Here is a 14,459-nt window from a genome sequence, read left to right on the forward strand (position 1 = left end):
CCGCTCCGGACCCGTCTTGCTTATGACGGCGCCACGGAGCGCCTTCCCCAACCGATCAGGAGTGATTGCATTGACGACCCAGACGCACACCCCGGCAGACGTCCACGGCCAGACCGGCCCGGCAGCCACCTCGGAGGCGCCCGGGCTGAACAACCCTGCCCAGAAGACCCCTGCACTGGAGAGCTCTGCGCTGGAGAGCTCTGCGCAGCCAGCCGGCCACGACGGGCGGGGCGCCACCACTGTGGCCGACGGCGTCGTGGCAAAGATCGCCGGCATCGCGATCCAGGAAATCGAGGGAGTGCACGCCCTGGGCGGCGGAGCGGCCCGCGCGCTCGGAACCCTGCGCGAAAAGGTCGGCCAGAAGGACCTCACCCAGGGCGTCAGCGTGGAAGTCGGCCAGACCCAGGTCGCGGTGGACATCACCCTTGTGGTCGAATATCCGCACCCGCTCCAGCAAGTTGCGGACAACGCCCGCGACGCCGTCTACACGGCCATCGAGGACCTCGTCGGCATGGAGGTGACGGAGGTCAACATCACCATCACCGATATCCACGTGCCGTCCGATGACGAGGATGCCGAGGACGCCCGGACTGAGCCGAGGGTGGCTTGAGCCCCACGGCGGCCGGCGTGGCCATCGGAGCCGTCCTGGCCGCAGCGGCGCTGGCCTTCGGGTTCTGGGGCTTCCTGCTCACCGGGCTCTTCATGGGGGCAGGGGCCGTGCTGGGCCGCGCCGCCGAAGGCCGGCTGGACCTCGGCGGCGTAATGGACGCCTTGCGCGGCAAGCGCTCCTCCTCCTCATGACGCGGGCGGGGCAGACACGCATCACCCCGGCAGCCCTGAAGCACACCGTCGAAACCATCGCCGCCAGCGCCTTCGGCGTTCCGAGATCCAACGTCGCGGCGACGCTGGACGACGATTCGGGCCGGCTCGCCGCAACGGTCTCCGTGCAGCTGGCGCTCGCGCCACTGCTGGACCACCAGGGGATGGGCCGCCAGGGGAAGGACGGCGGCACACTGTTCGACCGGTCCCGGGCGGCCCGGACAACCATCATCGCCCGCGGACTGGACCTCACCGGCAGGACGCTGGGCAGGGTCGACATCCGACTCAGCGGGGCCAAACAGTCCTCCGACACGGCCATGGTGGACGCGCCGGGCGGCAGGAACCGCCAGAGGAGGGTCACATGAACCAGGACCGATCCCTCCGGCGCCTGGTCCGCCGGGAAATCCACTCCTCCCGGGCCACAGCGTCAGTACTGACGGCGAGTGTTCTCGCTGTCGTCTTCCTCTGGCTTGCGCTCGAATCAGTGCTGGCGCTGCTCCGGGATAACCCGGTCCTCGCCAGCCCCGGCCAACTGGGGCACTGGCTCGCCGGCGTTCCGGACAAGACAATCCCTGCCGGGCTGGTTGCCGCCGGAGCAGCTCTGGCGGTCCTTGGCCTGGTGTTGCTCGCCGCCGCAACGGCGGGCGGCCGCCGGTCTCGGCATGCCTTCCACAGCGACCGGAGCGCCGTGGTGGTCGATGGCGAGGTCATCGCATCGGCAGTGTCCCGGCGGGCGCGCCTCAGCGCGGGGCTCGCACCAGGGCAGGTCACCACCACGGTTAGCAAACGGGCCGTCCGGGTCCAGGTGCGTCCGACGTCGGGCGTTGCCGTGGACCGCGACGCGATCGTCACTGCGGTCCACGACGAACTCGCCGCGTACTCCCTGGACCGCCGGATCGCCCCCACAATCCACGTCTCAAAGGAAGGAGCCCTGGGGCAATGAGTCAAACCAACAGGGCGCTGAACCGGATCCTACTGGCACTGGCCGGGCTCGTGCTGCTCGCAGCCGGGGCGGCAACGGCTGCCGCCGGGATGATGCCTGGCGTAGCGGCCAGCTGGGCGGCCACGGGATCGTCCCTCATGGACCATGCCGGAAGTCTCCTCGACTCGGCACCGCTTCCGGGCCCGGCCCGCTCCTGGTGGGCCGTGGCGGGAGTCGCCGCGCTCATCGTGGCGGCCGGGCTGAGCATCGCCTGGCTGGCATCGCAGGGCGGCGGCCGGACACCCAGGGTCGGCCGGCAGGCCGACGGCGACCGCGGCACCACCGTGGTCGAAACGGGGCTCATCGCGGCGGCCGTCAAGCAAGCGCTCGAGGGTAACCGCCTGGTACTCGGGACATCCGTCTCAGCCTGGGAATCCAGGGGCAAAACGGGGCTCCGGCTGCGGCTGCAGGCCCGGCAGGGAGCATCCCCCCGGGAGATCGCGGATACCGCAGAGGACCTGGTCCAGGGTATCGACGCGTTGCTGGGCCATCCGCTTCCGGTTCTGGTCCGAATCACCAGTGGCACCAAGACAATGGTGGCTGGACCTGATCGCGCCCGCTAACCCGGGCGGACCTACGGCTCTACCGCGTCACCTAGTAATGACAGAAAAAGGAACATCATGGGAACCGACGACAAGGCCAACAACACGGTCATCCACCACATCGGTGCGGCCAAAGAAGGTGCCGGCAGGCTGACGGGCAACGAGGACCTCAAGCGCGAAGGCCAGCAGGAGCAGGCCCGCGCCAAGCTGCAGGAGGCCAGCGAACGGTTTAAGGACGCCGCCGCCGACATCGGAGAAAACCTCAAGGACGCCGCGCGGAAGCTCAAGGAAGGCTTCAGCAAGGAGTAGGGCCGGACTCCGCGCACGGAAGGCCCGTTATGGAAGCAGAGGAAAGCGACAGACTCGTGACTGGTTCACCCTCGGCGCCACATCAATTGGACCTCGTACCGGACGCATTGCTGGCCGGACGGGCCGCCGACGGCGACACGGCAGCCTTTGAGGCGCTGGCCCGCCGGCACGGCCCCCTCATGCGGGCCTGCGCCCGCCGCCTGACGGGCTCCCTCGCCGACGCCGACGACGTCGTGCAGGAATCGCTCATGCAGGCCTGGAAACAGCTCGATACCCTGCGCGACGGCGACGCGGTGAAGAGCTGGCTGCTGCGCATTACCGGCAGCCGCAGCATCGACCACCTGCGGAAGCGGAGAAACCATTCCAACCTCGGGGACTTGGACCATAGGGTAGAGGCTGGCGCGGGGACCGCTCACCAGGACCATCCGGAAAGCGCCGCCCTGAGCGGTTCCCGAATGGACGCCCTCAAGGCCGCCCTCGCCGCCCTGCCCGAGGAGCAGCGCCGCTGCTGGGTGCTGAAGCAGTTCAATGACCAGAGCTATGAGGAAATTGCGCAAACCCTGAACATCAGCACTGCCAGTGTCCGCGGCCGCCTTGCCCGGGCACGCATCACCCTGGCCCGCGAAATGGAGGACTGGCGATGAGCGCTCCCGGCGACATGCTCAGCTGCGGGCACAGCCTTGCAGACCTGAGCGAATATCTGGACACCGGACGGATCGGCGATCCGGGCCACCTTGCGGACTGTCCCGAATGCCAGTCCGGACTGGCATCCCTGCGAAGGCTCTCGGCCCTGGGCCATGAATTGCTCGACGCCGACACCGCCACCGCCGGCAGCGGAAGCGATGACTGGATGAAGACCATCCTGGGCAACCTGCGCCTGGAACTGCGGCCGGGCCGGATCATTCCCCTGCGGTCCGACTCACCCGAGGACGTCCTCACCGAGACAGAGGGCTCAATTTCGGCGCTGATCCGCTCCGTGGCGGATTCGCTTCCCGGCACCGCCGCCGGAAAATGCCGCCTGTACGGGGACGTTACCCGGCCCGGGGCGCCCATCACCGTGGGCGTCGACCTCGCCGTCGTGTACGGGCATCCGCTGGAGGACCGCGCCGCCACCCTGCGCTGGAAGCTGGCAACGGCTCTTGCCCGGCAGACCGAACTGAACATCACGGCGATCGACGTCACCATCACCGATGTCCTGGAGCCCCGAAAGCCGGAACCCCTGAACCCCGAACCCCGGCATCCGGAGCAGCCCCCCGGGCCCGGCGCCCCGCCGACTCCACAGGAGGAACCATGACCGAGCCCTTGCTTCCCGGGAACGGAACACCCGTCGCGCCACCCGCTGCAGCGCGCTCTTCCGGAGTGCTCGCTCCCACAGCGTTCTCCGCGGCGTCGCTGCCGGCACAACTCCGTGAGATCATCCTGGCGGTCGACGGCGTGACGACGGTGTATCCGGCACGCCCGCTGTGGCAGACGATTGCCGGGGCGGCCCGGTCCGCATTGGGCGGAGCAACACCGTCTCCGGTGGACGTCACCGAGGCCGGCACCGGCACAGCGGTCACGACGGTCAAGGCGCGCATCGGAGTGAGCGGGGCGTACCCGGCGCCGGACGTGGCCCGGGCGGTGGCCGCCGCAGTGCGGCAGCATTTCAGCCCGCAGCCCGTGTCCGTCGAGGTCGCCATCGTCCACATCGGCGGCGACCAAATCGGCACCAACTAGGCTGCAGGCGCCGGCGGAGCCGCCTTCGCAGCGCAAAAAATGTGACAAAAGACAGCGGACGACAACTGAGGCTAAGATGTTCGACAGTTGTCGAAGGCGCCTGCGAATGGACGAGTGGCGGAAGAGCGGCGCCGACGGCTGCGACGGACGGCCGCACCGGCGTCGCCTCTTCCCCCAAAGCCCCGGAAAGACGGGGGTTCCGGGCCCGTTCCGGCACCTCGCCGGACCTCCGTGCGGCGGGCATCAGCACGGCGTATCACCGACCGGCTGGTTCACCTACGCGGACCCCCGCGGCAACAGGGACGGCCAAATACCGGCCCTAATCTTGATCTACCCGCCAAAACTGTTACCTCCGTCACACTCTGACGGATCCGTGCGGACCGCATCGCGGAACCCCCGCCCGCTGCGACCGCCTGTGACAAGGAAGAAGCCTCATGTCTGAACGCATCACCACGGCCGCTCCGGCCACTGCAGAATCCGACATTGCACCATCTGAAATTGCTGGAACCGCCGCCTCCGCCCACGGCGCATCCGGCGCCGGGAGCCGCGAGCCGCACCTCGCCCGAGCCCTGGGCAACCGCCACATCCAGTTGCTCGCCATCGGCGGCGCCATTGGCACCGGCCTGTTCATGGGGTCCGGCAAGACCATCTCCCTCGCCGGCCCGTCCGTGATTTTCGTCTACATGATCATCGGCTTCATGCTGTTTTTCGTCATGCGGGCCATGGGCGAGATCCTGCTCTCCAACCTGAACTACAAATCCTTCAGTGACTTCGCCGGCGACCTCCTGGGCCCCTGGGCCGGCTTCTTCACCGGCTGGTCCTACTGGTTCTTCTGGGTTGTCACCGGAGTGGCGGACATCGTCGCCATCTCCGGCTACGTGGACAAGCTCGCGCCCGGCACCCCCTTGTGGATCCCGGCGCTGCTCACCCCCGTGGTGCTGGTCCTCCTGAACCTCCCCACCGTGAAGGCGTTCGGTGAAGCGGAGTTCTGGTTTGCCATCATCAAGGTAGTGGCCATCGTGGCCCTGATCGCCACCGGCGCGATCATGATTGCAACCCACTTCACGTCCCCCAACGGCGCGGTAGCCAACCTCGCCAACATGTGGAACGACGGCGGCATGTTCCCGCACGGCATGTTCGGCTTCATCCTCGGTTTCCAGATCGCGATCTTCGCCTTCGCCGGCATCGAACTGGTCGGCACTGCCGCCGCCGAGACCAAGGACCCGGAGAAGAACCTGCCGCGTGCCATCAACTCCATCCCGGTCCGCGTCCTGCTCTTCTACGTCGGCGCCCTGGTGGTCATCATGGCCGTCAACCCTTGGCGCACCATCGATCCCGCCAGCAGCCCGTTCATCGGCATGTTCACGCTCGCCGGGCTGGGGATCGCCGCCGTGGTCATCAACCTTGTGGTCCTGACCTCCGCGGCCTCCAGCGCCAACTCCGGGATCTACTCCACCTCCCGCATGATCTACGGCCTGGCCCAGGACGGGAACGCGCCGAAAGCCTTCGGAAAGCTGAGCAGCCGCAAGGTCCCGCAGAACGCGCTGCTGTTCTCCTGCATCTTCCTGCTGGCCGGACTCGTCCTGCTCTACGCCGGCGACTCCGTGATCGGCGCGTTCACCATCGTCACCTCCGTGGCCTCCGTGCTGACCATGTTCGTGTGGTCCATGATCCTGATCAGCTACATCGTCTTCCGCCGCCGTCGGCCGGCCCTGCACGCGGCGTCGAAGTTCAAGATGCCCGGCTCCGCCTTCATGCCGTACGTGGTCCTCGCGTTCTTCGTCTTCATGCTCGTGGCGCTGGCCCAGGCCGATGACACCCGCCTGGCACTCTTCGTGGCCCCCATCTGGTTCCTCCTGCTGGGTGCCGCCTGGCACTTCAACCGGAAGACACCGCTGCAGCAGGCGCGGATTGTGGAATGGCAGGCCGTCCGCACGGAGGAAGTCGCCCGCACCACCGTCTGACCCCTGAGCCTCCGCTAAGCCTCGACAGAGACACCCCGGCACGGACACGCCGGGATGCGCAGGAGCCCCGACCGGATTCTTCCGGCCGGGGCTCCTGCCCTTGATCGTGCGATCGCCTGCGGCGCCTTTACTCCCGCGTCCTGACGGCAGCCGGGACGACGGCGACGCGCGGCGAGACAGCCACGGCGGCGACGCCGATCACCGCCGTCAGCGCGAAGACTCCGGCGAACGACGCCGCCGCCGTCGTCGCCGTCGAGAACGCGGCAAACACGACTCCCGTGCCGGCGAGGGCCAGGGCGCCGCCGAGCGAATCCGAGATGGACATGGCCGAGCTGTTGAAACCCTCTGTGTCCCTGGTGGAGAGGGCCAAGGTCATGACGCTCAGGCGCGGATACATCAGTCCCATGCCGCCCCCGGCGAGGATCCAGCCCGCGATCGCGACAGCGGCCGGCCAGGCCAGTACCGTCGTCACGAACGCCAGGACAACGGCACCGAGGACCAGGGCCGAGCCGATCCGCACCGCCCGCCGGTGCTCCAGCCGGGTTCCCAGCCTGCCCTGGATGGCCGAGGCCGCCGCCCAGGCGATGGCACCGCCGGTGAGCGTGAGGCCCGCAAAAGTGGGGGCAAAGGCATAGCGTTCCACGAGCAGGTACGGCAGATAGACCTCGGCGCCGAAGAATGCGGCGGACGCGAGCCCGCGCGTGAGGATGACGCTCGGCAGGCCGCGCCGGGCGGTCAGGGTTCCGCGTGGCATGAGGGGACGGACGGCCAGTAGTGCGACGGCGACGGCGGCCGCCGCCAGCACGCCGCCGGCCCCAGGGACCTCGGCGGACAGGTTCAGGCCCAGCACCGCGAGCGCTGCCAGGGCTGCCAACGCCAACTTGGCCGGACCGCCCGGCGGACGGGCACCCCCGGCAGTCTCCACGGCTGCCGCCTCACCGCATGCCGCCCCTGGGGCTGCTGCGGCGGCCGGGGCGGCGGCCGGGGTTCCGTGCAGGCCGCGCAGGGCCGGGACGGTCAGGAGCAGGGCCGGGACCACGAGTCCCACCACGCCGAGGAAAACCCACTGCCAGCCGGCCACTTGCGCCACGACGCCGGCAGCGAACGGGCCCACGAGGGACGGGATGACCCAGGCCGCGGAAAAGGCGGCGAAGATCTTCGGATGCAGCACCGGCGGGTAGACCCGGGCGATGACCACGTACAGGGCCACCGTCAGCGCACCCCCGCCCAGCCCCTGGACAAGCCGGCCGGACACGAGAACCGGCATGGTCCCGGCTGTACCGGCGATGAGCAGGCCCAGCACGAACATGCCCACCGCGGCCAGGAGCGGCGCCACAGGTCCTTTGCGGTCGGACCAGCTGCCGGCGGCCACCATACCGATCACCCCGGTGGCCAGCGGCCCGGCAAAGGCCAACGCGTAGAGGCTGGCGCCGTCCAGCTCCCGGCTGACGAGCGGCATGATGGTGGTCACCGCAAGGGACTCGAAGGCCGCCAGGAACACCAGGGCGCAGGCACCGAGCGTCACCAGCAGGTAGCTGCGGTGGAAGATGCCGGCTGATTCCGGGACGGATTCCTGGCTGGATTTCTGGCTGGAGGTCCGACTAGGTTTCTGACTGGATTTCCGACTGAGTTTCTGACTATCGTGTGGGTCGGTTCGGGGCACGTGCCACAGCCTACAAGAGCGGCACGCCGCGCACATCAGCTGCGTGCCCCGGCCCCGGCAGCCGGCCGGGTCAGCCGGCCGGGTCAGCCGGCCGGGTCAGCCGGCCGCATCGAGTCCCTGGGCCGGGACCACCACGGCGCCGCTCGCCCGCGAGTCAGGATTCAGCATCCACCCCACGCGTTTCACGGTGCTCAGCATGACGACGCTTTCCACGAGCTCGATCCCGGGCACCTTCTGCTGCAACGCGAGCTCGATCGTCATGACGTCGGCCAGGGACTGCAGCCACATGATGATCACGAAGTTCGTCGGACCTGTGGTGGAGGCGCTGAGCCTCACGTTCCGCATGGTCTTCAGCTCGGCCGCGGCTGCCTCATGCCGGCCGGCGGGGACGTTGACGAACCACTGGCAGGTCACGGGGAAAGCCGAGAACTTCTGAGCCACCTCGCACCGGAATGACAGGATGCCGCTGGCGAGCACCCGGTTGAGCTGCCGCTGGACGGTCGCAGGGTGCCGGCCCAGACCGCGGGCAATGTCGGCCGCCGTGGCGCGTCCGTCCCTGGCCAGGAACGGCAGGAGCGCCAAGTGGCTTTCCGGCAACGGTCCGAGGGCGGCGGCCTGGGCGGCTCCGGCGGTCTCGGCGCCGGCCGATGTCCGCACGGCGGCCTGCTGTGCCCGGCTCAGCACGTTGAGCCGCCAGGAGCCGCCGCTGGCGTGCAGCCTGGTGCACAGTGCGGTCTGGTATTTGACGAGGCCGTCGATCTCCTTCAATCGCGCGATGACCTTCAGGCTGAAGTCATCCAGGGAGGGCGTAATGACGGTCAGCATGAGGTCCCGGTTGCTGGCTGCCTCCTCTACCGTGACGATTTCCGGCATCTCGGCGAGCCGGGCGGTGACGTCCTCGCGCCGGTTCATTTCGCAATCCACGGCGACGAACGCCAGACACATCTGGTGCGGGTCGCCGATCAGGTGGGCGGTGACCCAGGAGACGCCTGAGGCCCGCAGCCGTTCCCAGCGGGCGGCGAGGGTGGTGGCGTGGGCACCCAGCACCTCCGCGGCATCCGCCCAGCTCAGGCGCGGAGCGATCTGCAGGACGTTGATCAGGGCGAGGTCATCCTCGCTGAGTTCCATTATTCTTCCCCTCATTCGTGCACGAAAACTGCGACTCCAGCCGGTTTTTGCATTTTTTCAGGCCTTTAGCAGCATGTGAACCATGTCACTTGAGAATAGACGCAGGCAGTCCTCACCGGACCCGAACCAAGCCGCAGCGACAAAACCAATTCGTCAATCACGCGATTCCGACAAACGACAAGCAAGGAGAAAACGTGCCGATCACCGCAGACGCCCGGGAAATGCAGGCGGACCTGGCCCGGTTCCGCCATGAACTGCACCGGGAGCCCGAGATCGGCCTGGAGCTCCCGCGGACCCAGGAAAAAGTGCTGAAGGCGCTCGACGGGCTCGGCTACGAGATCACGCTGGGCCAGGCCACGACGTCGGTCACCGCGGTGCTGCGCGGGCAGGCTCCCGGAACGGGCGCCTGCTCCCGCCCCGCCGTCCTCCTCCGCGCGGACATGGACGGTCTGCCGGTACAGGAGAAGACGGGCGTGGACTACACGTCCAGGATCGACGGCGCCATGCACGCCTGCGGCCATGACCTCCACACGTCCATGCTGGCAGGAGCCGCCACCCTCCTGGCCGAACGCCGGCACCGGCTGGCCGGCGACGTCGTCCTGATGTTCCAGCCCGGCGAGGAAGGCTTCGACGGCGCCAGCCACATGATCCGCGAAGGCGTGCTGGATGCCGCCGGCCGGCGCGTGGACGCCGCCTACGGCATGCACGTCTTTTCCGCCCTCGAACCGCACGGCACGTTCTGCACCAAACCCGGCGTCATGCTCAGCTCGTCCGACGGGCTGGTGGTCACGGTACTCGGCGCCGGCGGCCACGGCTCGGCCCCGCATTCGGCCAAGGACCCCGTGACGGCGGCGGCGGAGATGGTCACCGCCCTCCAGGTCATGGTCACCCGACAGTTCAACATGTTCGATCCCGTCGTCCTCTCGGTCGGGGTTCTCCAGGCCGGCACCAAGCGCAACATCATCCCGGAAACCGCACGCATCGAGGCCACCATCAGGACCTTCTCCGAGGAATCCCGACAGAAGATGATGGATGCCGTGCCGCGCCTGCTGAAGGGCATCGCAGCGGCGCACGGCCTCGACGTCGACGTCGACTATCAGCAGGAGTACCCGCTCACCATCACGGACGAGGACGAAACGCACACCGCGGAGAACGTCATTGAGGGCTTGTTCGGCGATTCCCGGCTCGCCCGCTGGGCCACCCCACTGAGCGGCTCCGAAGACTTCTCCAGGGTGCTCGCCGAGGTCCCCGGGACGTTCATCGGCCTCAGCGCCGTCCCCCGGGACGCCGACCCCACCGCGTCCGCGTTCAATCACTCCCCATACGCCACGTTCGACGACGGCGTGCTGGCTGACGGCGCCGCACTCTACGCGGAGCTCGCCATATCGAGGCTGGCCGCGCTTGCGGCAGCACACGCCCCCGCCGCGGCTGCCCCTGTCGCCGCTGCCTCCACCCTTTCCTAGCCCCACCCCCGAGGGAGAAGACCATGATTACAACCGCGTCCACGACGCCGGCAACCCGGACATCCACCCGCAAGACGATCATCGGCACCGGCATCGGCAACGCCGTTGAATGGTACGACTGGGCCATCTACGCCACGTTCACGCCGTTCATCGCCAGCCAGCTTTTCAGCAAGTCGGACCCTGCGTCCGCGGTGCTGTCCACGCTGGCGATTTTCGCCGTCGGCTTCGTTGCCCGCCCGTTCGGCGGCTTCCTGTTCGGCTGGATCGGCGACCGGATCGGCCGCAAGGCCTCCATGACCCTGGCCGTGGGGCTGGCGTCGGTGGGCAGCCTGATGATCGGCATCGCGCCGACCTTCGCCGCGGTGGGGGCCTGGGCCTCGTTGACGCTCCTGGTGGCGCGCCTGATCCAGGGACTGGCGCACGGAGGGGAGCTGCCGTCGTCGCAGACCTACCTGTCCGAGATGGCGCCGAAGGAACACCGCGGCTACTGGGCCACCCTGATCTACACCTCCGGCACGGTGGGAATCCTGTTCGGAACCCTGCTGGGCGCCGTGCTGAACATGACCCTGAGCACTGAAGTCATGAACGCGTGGGGCTGGCGCGTCCCGTTCCTGATCGGCGCGGCCATGGGCCTGTACGCGCTGATCATGCGGTCCCGGCTGCACGAAACGGACGTCTTTGAGGGCGAAGCCTCGGCGGAGAAGCGCGCCCCGATCTGGCCGCAGATTGTCCGCCACCGCAAGCAGGCCCTTCAGGTGATCGGCCTGACGGTCGGCCTGACCGTCATCTACTACATCTGGGGTGTTGTCGCCCCCAGCTACGCCACCACCGCGCTGAAGATCGACCGCGGCGAGGCCCTGTGGGCCGGCGTGATCGGCAATATCGTGTTCATCGCGGCGCTGCCCTTCTGGGGCAAACTGGCGGACCGCATCGGACGCAAGAAGGTTCTGTGGGCCGGTGCGATCGGCGCAGGCATCATGCACTTCCCGATGACCGCCCTGCTCAAGGACTCCGCCTGGCAGCTGGCCGTCAGCATGTCCGTCATGCTGATCTTCATCGCCGCCAGCGCTGCGATCGTGCCGGCCGTCTACGCCGAGCTGTTCCCCACGAGCATCCGCACCGTGGGCGTCGGGGTCCCGTACTCGATCTGCGTGGCGGTCTTCGGCGGCACCGCACCCTACCTCCAGCAGTGGCTCGGCACCACGGTGCAGATGCCGCAGCTGTTCAACGTGTACGCCGTGCTTCTGCTCGCCATCTCCGCGGTGTTCGTCTTCACCATCCCGGAAACGAAGGGCAAGGACCTCACCCTCTGAAACAGGGTTGACCCTCCGTAGCAGGGTCGGCTCCCGATGCGCTGGCAGTTATGGCTCTTCTGGCGGGCCCAGAACAGCCATAACTGCCAGCGCATCGTGTTGAGGGGGTCAGCCGCCGACGAAGCGGGGCCGCCCGGCCCGGTACCCGAACACGGCGGCCAGCGAGCCCACCAGCAGGAACAGCACGCCCGCCGCGGCAAAGGATCCGGTGGCCTGGTGGAGCTGGCCGACCATGAGGGTGCCGCTGGAGCCAAGCCCGTAGCCGACGCCCTGCATCATGCCGGAGAGGTGGGAGGCCGTGTGCCCGTCGCGGGTGCGGACCATGATCAGGGTCAGTGCGGCGGCGGTCAGGCTGCCCTGGCCCAGGCCGAGCAGGCCGGTCCACAGCCAGAGGAATTCGGTGGGACCGAAGATGCTCAGCGCGAACCCTCCCCCGGTCATGAGGGCCACCACCGTGTTGATGGCGCGCTGGTCCCGGAACCGGGTGGCCAGCGCCGGCGCGAACAGCGAGCCCAGCATCTGCAGCACAATCGAGGCCGAGACGATCAGTCCGGCCGTGCCGCCGTCCACGCCGCGTTCGCGCAGGATCGGGGCCAGCCAGGCAAAGACGCTGAAGGACATCATGGCCTGCAGGACCATGAACAACGTCACCTGCCAGGCCACGGCGGAGCGCCACACGTTGACCCCGGCGCCCGTGCGGGGCTGCCCGCCCGGACGGGCCCGGAGCGCCGGGCGAAGGAACAAGAGAAGCACGACGCCGGCCGGCACCGCCCAGAACCAGAGCGCCGCTGTCCACTGCCCGGTCGCCCGGAAGACCGGGAACGTGAAGCCTGCACCGAGGGCGGCCGAGGCACAGATCGCCGTGGTGTAGAGCCCGCCCATGAGGCCCAGACGGTGCGGGAAGTCACGTTTGACGACGCCGGGCAGCAGCACGTTGCAGAGTGAAATCGCGGCACCGCACGCGGCGGTTCCGGCCAGCAGGGCCGGCAGGTGCCCCACTCCGGGCAGCTCCACGGGCCGCAGCAGCAGCCCTGCCGTGAGCACGGCCATGGCACCGAGCAGCACACGCTCGGCACCGAACCGGCGTGCCAGTCCGGGGGCGAGCGGGGCGAACACGCCGAGCAGCGTCACCGGCACGGTGGTGAGCACCATAACCGCCCAGGCCGGAAGCCCGGCGTCGGCCGTCACCTCGGGCAGGACCGCGGCGAAGCTCGAGAACACCGTGCGGAGGTTAAGCCCGATCAGGACCAGGCAGACGCCTAAGTACGCGAGCATGCGGCGGCTGGCCGCGTGCGGCGGCCCGGCCGAATCGTCCCGGACAACCAAGCTTTCCGAAAGATCCTGCTCGTCAGTTTTCCCAGCTGAGGTCACCCGACCCATTCTTGCAGTTCCCCCGGCCCCGTAGCCTCTTTGGCGGGGCCGCCGGATTCGCCGGGCGGTCCGGCCCGCAAACTCAACTATTCTGGAAAGGATGAGCGAATCCCCAGAATCCCCCGGCACGCCGGAATCCTCGCGGCCCGGCGCCCCGGACGAGACACAGTTGCCCCGCCCCGTGACCCCGGGCAGCCAGGCCTCGTTCGGCAGATACGGGGGCCGTCCGGTCAGCTTCGTCCGCCGCGGCACACGCCTGCAGGGACGCCGCCAGGCCGCCTGGGAGGAACACGCGGACCGCTGGGCGGTGGAGGTCCCGCGCCACGTCGCCAACACCTCCGTGCACCCGGACTACGTCTTCGACGCCGAAGCCGAATTCGGCCGCAAGGCTCCGCTGATTGTGGAGATCGGTTCCGGGCTGGGCGACGCCGTCTGCCACGCCGCCGAGGAAAACCCGGACAAGGACTTCCTGGCCGTGGAGGTCTACACCCCCGGCCTGGCCAACACCCTGATCAAAATCAACAGCCGCAAGCTGAGCAACGTCCGGGTGGTGGAAGCGAACGCCCCCGAGGTGCTCGCCACCATGCTGCCGGCCGGCTCGGTCACGGAACTGTGGGTGTTCTTCCCTGACCCGTGGCACAAGTCCCGGCACCACAAGCGGCGCCTCATCCAGCCGGCCTTCGCCGACCTCGCGGCCCGCGCCATCAGGCCCGGCGGCATCTTCCGGATCGCGACCGACTGGTCCAACTACGCCGTCCACGTCCGCGAAGTCATGGCGGGCTCCGCAGAGTTCGAGAACCTGCACGAGGGTGAGCGCGCCGGCGCGGACAGCCCCCTGACCCAGGTATGGGAATCCGGCGTCGAATCCCGGGTGGGCGGAGCGCCCGTCAAGGAGGGCCGGGCGCCGGTCAGCACCGAACACACCGGGCCCAACGAAGGCGTCGACGGGACCGGCGGCTGGGCGCCTCGGTTTGAGGGCCGGATCCTCACCAGCTTCGAGAACAAGGCCCACGAAGCCGGGCGCCTGATCTTCGATCTCAGCTACCGCCGCCGTTAGCAAAGACCGGCCCGCGGGAATCTGTTGCTGAACGCCTGCGCGTGGCACGATTACGGGAGAAGTTCGGTTATCGGGGCTGCCGGGGCTCCGGACGGGGCTTGCCAGTTAGTACTAAGGAACCATCATCAAAGA

At 68.6% G+C, this 14,459-nt stretch carries 16 protein-coding genes; 13 read left to right on the top strand and 3 right to left on the bottom strand.

Going from position 1 to position 14,459, the window contains the following annotated elements:
• The first annotated feature begins 175 nt into the window (after positions 1-175).
• The 10 genes from C9424_RS13025 to cycA all read left to right on the top strand — a co-directional run bounded on the left by C9424_RS13025 (position 176) and on the right by cycA (position 6,332).
• The gene (locus tag C9424_RS13025) at positions 176-610 is read left to right on the top strand and encodes an Asp23/Gls24 family envelope stress response protein (protein WP_442862035.1); all 435 of its coding nucleotides are present in this window, start codon (positions 176-178) and stop codon (positions 608-610) included.
• Positions 607-801 carry a hypothetical protein gene (locus C9424_RS13030; protein ID WP_116767241.1) on the top strand — a complete coding sequence of 65 codons (195 nt, stop codon included), beginning with the start codon at positions 607-609 and terminating at the stop codon, positions 799-801. The genes C9424_RS13025 and C9424_RS13030 overlap by 4 nt, the downstream gene beginning before the upstream one ends.
• Positions 798-1,184: a hypothetical protein gene (locus C9424_RS13035; RefSeq protein WP_202615860.1), complete on the top strand. Its 387-nt coding sequence runs from the start codon at positions 798-800 to the stop codon at positions 1,182-1,184. The genes C9424_RS13030 and C9424_RS13035 overlap by 4 nt, the downstream gene beginning before the upstream one ends.
• Positions 1,181-1,762 carry a DUF6286 domain-containing protein gene (locus C9424_RS13040; RefSeq protein WP_116767242.1) on the top strand — a complete coding sequence of 194 codons (582 nt, stop codon included), beginning with the start codon at positions 1,181-1,183 and terminating at the stop codon, positions 1,760-1,762. Before C9424_RS13035 ends, C9424_RS13040 begins: the two co-directional genes overlap by 4 nt.
• Positions 1,759-2,364 carry a hypothetical protein gene (locus tag C9424_RS13045; protein ID WP_116767243.1) on the top strand — a complete coding sequence of 202 codons (606 nt, stop codon included), beginning with the start codon at positions 1,759-1,761 and terminating at the stop codon, positions 2,362-2,364. The genes C9424_RS13040 and C9424_RS13045 overlap by 4 nt, the downstream gene beginning before the upstream one ends.
• 57 nt (positions 2,365-2,421) lie before the next feature.
• A complete protein-coding gene (locus C9424_RS13050; RefSeq protein ID WP_116767244.1) occupies positions 2,422-2,652 on the top strand; it encodes a CsbD family protein in 231 nt (76 codons plus the stop codon).
• Positions 2,653-2,708: 56 nt separating this feature from the next.
• Positions 2,709-3,296: an RNA polymerase sigma factor gene (locus C9424_RS13055; protein ID WP_237563440.1), complete on the top strand. Its 588-nt coding sequence runs from the start codon at positions 2,709-2,711 to the stop codon at positions 3,294-3,296.
• On the top strand, positions 3,293-3,946 hold the full coding sequence (locus C9424_RS13060) for an Asp23/Gls24 family envelope stress response protein (RefSeq protein WP_237563441.1): 654 nt from the start codon (positions 3,293-3,295) through the stop codon (positions 3,944-3,946). The genes C9424_RS13055 and C9424_RS13060 overlap by 4 nt, the downstream gene beginning before the upstream one ends.
• The gene (locus C9424_RS13065) at positions 3,943-4,368 is read left to right on the top strand and encodes a hypothetical protein (RefSeq protein WP_237563442.1); all 426 of its coding nucleotides are present in this window, start codon (positions 3,943-3,945) and stop codon (positions 4,366-4,368) included. Before C9424_RS13060 ends, C9424_RS13065 begins: the two co-directional genes overlap by 4 nt.
• A gap of 434 nt (positions 4,369-4,802) precedes the next feature.
• Entirely contained in the window at positions 4,803-6,332 is a 1,530-nt protein-coding gene (cycA, locus tag C9424_RS13070; RefSeq protein ID WP_202615861.1) for a D-serine/D-alanine/glycine transporter, read from the top strand.
• A gap of 127 nt (positions 6,333-6,459) precedes the next feature.
• On the opposite strand, the gene C9424_RS13075 is transcribed toward cycA, so the two are convergent.
• Complete coding sequence (locus C9424_RS13075; RefSeq protein WP_237563446.1) at positions 6,460-7,791, bottom strand: MFS transporter; 1,332 nt, start codon at positions 7,789-7,791, stop codon at positions 6,460-6,462.
• Between the two features lie 300 nt (positions 7,792-8,091).
• Positions 8,092-9,123 carry an Lrp/AsnC family transcriptional regulator gene (locus C9424_RS13080; RefSeq protein ID WP_202615862.1) on the bottom strand — a complete coding sequence of 344 codons (1,032 nt, stop codon included), beginning with the start codon at positions 9,121-9,123 and terminating at the stop codon, positions 8,092-8,094.
• Between the two features lie 194 nt (positions 9,124-9,317).
• On the opposite strand from C9424_RS13080, the gene C9424_RS13085 reads away from it, so the two are divergent.
• Both C9424_RS13085 and C9424_RS13090 read left to right on the top strand, forming a co-directional pair.
• Positions 9,318-10,586 carry a M20 metallopeptidase family protein gene (locus C9424_RS13085; protein WP_116767247.1) on the top strand — a complete coding sequence of 423 codons (1,269 nt, stop codon included), beginning with the start codon at positions 9,318-9,320 and terminating at the stop codon, positions 10,584-10,586.
• A gap of 23 nt (positions 10,587-10,609) precedes the next feature.
• Positions 10,610-11,899 carry an MFS transporter gene (locus C9424_RS13090; protein ID WP_116767248.1) on the top strand — a complete coding sequence of 430 codons (1,290 nt, stop codon included), beginning with the start codon at positions 10,610-10,612 and terminating at the stop codon, positions 11,897-11,899.
• 108 nt (positions 11,900-12,007) lie between these two features.
• Here the strand turns inward: C9424_RS13090 and C9424_RS13095 are convergent, their stop codons facing one another.
• Entirely contained in the window at positions 12,008-13,225 is a 1,218-nt protein-coding gene (locus C9424_RS13095) for an MFS transporter (RefSeq protein WP_442862036.1), read from the bottom strand.
• A 145-nt stretch (positions 13,226-13,370) separates the two neighbouring features.
• Here C9424_RS13095 and trmB point away from each other — a divergent pair, with 145 nt between their 5' ends.
• Positions 13,371-14,327, top strand: a complete 957-nt coding sequence (trmB, locus tag C9424_RS13100; protein ID WP_237563443.1) for a tRNA (guanosine(46)-N7)-methyltransferase TrmB — start codon at positions 13,371-13,373, stop codon at positions 14,325-14,327.
• Positions 14,328-14,459: the final 132 nt, after the last annotated feature.

Origin of the sequence: Arthrobacter sp. H-02-3 (genome assembly GCF_003097355.1) — a bacterium.
Classification (GTDB): Bacteria; Actinomycetota; Actinomycetes; order Actinomycetales; family Micrococcaceae; genus Arthrobacter; species Arthrobacter humicola.

What these genes read in the sequence shown, in the direction of transcription:
- C9424_RS13035 (WP_202615860.1), top strand. Translation starts at nt 798, where the DNA reads ATGACGCGGGCGGGGCAGACACGCATCACCCCGGCAGCCCTGAAGCAC.
- C9424_RS13040 (WP_116767242.1), top strand. Translation starts at nt 1,181, where the DNA reads ATGAACCAGGACCGATCCCTCCGGCGCCTGGTCCGCCGGGAAATCCAC.
- C9424_RS13045 (WP_116767243.1), top strand. Translation starts at nt 1,759, where the DNA reads ATGAGTCAAACCAACAGGGCGCTGAACCGGATCCTACTGGCACTGGCC.
- C9424_RS13050 (WP_116767244.1), top strand. Translation starts at nt 2,422, where the DNA reads ATGGGAACCGACGACAAGGCCAACAACACGGTCATCCACCACATCGGT.
- C9424_RS13060 (WP_237563441.1), top strand. Translation starts at nt 3,293, where the DNA reads ATGAGCGCTCCCGGCGACATGCTCAGCTGCGGGCACAGCCTTGCAGAC.
- C9424_RS13065 (WP_237563442.1), top strand. Translation starts at nt 3,943, where the DNA reads ATGACCGAGCCCTTGCTTCCCGGGAACGGAACACCCGTCGCGCCACCC.
- cycA (WP_202615861.1), top strand. Translation starts at nt 4,803, where the DNA reads ATGTCTGAACGCATCACCACGGCCGCTCCGGCCACTGCAGAATCCGAC.
- C9424_RS13075 (WP_237563446.1), bottom strand. Translation starts at nt 7,791, where the DNA reads ATGCCGCTCGTCAGCCGGGAGCTGGACGGCGCCAGCCTCTACGCGTTG.
- C9424_RS13080 (WP_202615862.1), bottom strand. Translation starts at nt 9,123, where the DNA reads ATGGAACTCAGCGAGGATGACCTCGCCCTGATCAACGTCCTGCAGATC.
- C9424_RS13090 (WP_116767248.1), top strand. Translation starts at nt 10,610, where the DNA reads ATGATTACAACCGCGTCCACGACGCCGGCAACCCGGACATCCACCCGC.
- trmB (WP_237563443.1), top strand. Translation starts at nt 13,371, where the DNA reads ATGAGCGAATCCCCAGAATCCCCCGGCACGCCGGAATCCTCGCGGCCC.